The 1,448-nt window shown below is 63.3% G+C and carries 2 protein-coding genes; both read right to left on the reverse strand.

The features are described 5' to 3' along the window. Positions 1 to 769 (reverse strand): amidohydrolase (locus EN994_RS25105; RefSeq protein ID WP_164746163.1); only part of this gene is annotated, 769 nt, incomplete at its 3' end. Further along, the coding region (locus EN994_RS36350) for a M24 family metallopeptidase (RefSeq protein ID WP_245466080.1) at positions 756 to 1,448 on the reverse strand (693 nt) is incomplete at its 5' end. The genes EN994_RS25105 and EN994_RS36350, both read right to left, overlap by 14 nt.

Consider the following 1,448-nt stretch of genomic DNA (forward strand, 5'->3'; position numbering starts at 1 on the left):
CATTGATGGCAGTCACGGAAATCACCAGCGGATCGTACGGATCGGTCTCGCGCGAAACGATCTTCTGCAATTCGCTCACCAGGGAGCAAGCCACGGCCAACGCATCGACGCCTTCATGCGGTTTTGCCGCGTGTGCCGCCGAGCCGATGACGGCCACATCGAACGTGTCACAGGCCAGAGTGTAGGGACCGGAGCCGACGGCGATCTTGCCGGTCGGTGTGTACGGATCGACGTGGACGCAGATGGCGGCGTCGATGTCGTCGAGAAGCCCCTCTTCCACCACCCGCTTGCCGCCCGACGGTTCGTCCTCCTCCGCCGGCTGGAAGATCAGGCGAACGGTACCGCCAAAACTGTCCCGCGACTGGTGAAGATGCGCGGCCACCGCGAAAGCCATCGATGCATGGGCGTCGTGACCGCAGGCATGCATCACACCTGGATTCGTCGATGCATAATCGACGCCGGACTCCTCCTCGATCGGCAAGGCATCGATGTCGGCGCGAATGGCGATCTTTCGATTTGACGGCCTGCCGGCGCCGACAATATCGACGGCAAGGCCAAAGCCGGCGACGTCGCGAATGTCGACGATTCCCTGATCCACCAGCATCTGCCTGAGGTAACGCTGCGTGCCGGCCTCCTGGTTCGAAAGCTCGGGATTGCGGTGCAGATGGCGACGGACCTCGATCATCCGGTCGAGAATTCCGGCGTCGATATCGGTCGTCACGGTTTTCGCAACACCACCCGCCGTGGCCGAACCCTCAGGATTTGACATGGATCTCTCGCGGGAACTTCGTCAGGGTCTCGTGGCCGGTTTCGGTGACCAGGATGGTCTCGCTGACCTCGATGCCCCAGCCGTCCATCCACATGCCAAGGATGGAATGAACGACGTTGCCCGGTTCAAGCACCGTCTTGTCGCCCGGCCTGAGGCTGATCGTGTGTTCGCCCCAATCCGGCGGATAGGCGACGCCGATGGAGTAGCCGATGCGCGATTCCTTCTTCAGTCCGTAGCGCTGGATGACCTTGCGCCAGGCAGCTTCGACCGCTTCGGCAGTCGTTCCCGGCCTGACCGCGTTGAGCACCGCGTCCATGCCCTCGATCACCGCTTTGGCGGTATCCGAGACATTTGTCGGCGTCTTGCCAAGCTGCATGGTCCTGGCGAGGCCGGCGGCATAGCGGCGGCAAACGCCGGCAAGTTCCAGCGCAATCGTCTCGTTTTCTCCAAACCGCCTGTCGCTCCACATGATGTGCGGCGCCGAGGCATTCTCGCCACCGAGGATTGTCGGCGGAAGCGCTGTGATGTCGCCGGCAAAATCCGGGCTGCCCGCGATCTGCGCCGCCTGGATGGCGGCGATGGCGTCGCATTCGCGAACGCCCGGCGCGATCACCTCGAAGGCTCGCGTGACGGCAGCTTCGGCGAGCGTCGATGCCTTGCGCAAATAGGCGATCTCCGG

The sequence above is a fragment of the Mesorhizobium sp. M7A.F.Ca.CA.002.09.1.1 genome (assembly GCF_003998555.1).
GTDB classification, from domain to species: Bacteria; Pseudomonadota; Alphaproteobacteria; order Rhizobiales; family Rhizobiaceae; genus Mesorhizobium; species Mesorhizobium ciceri.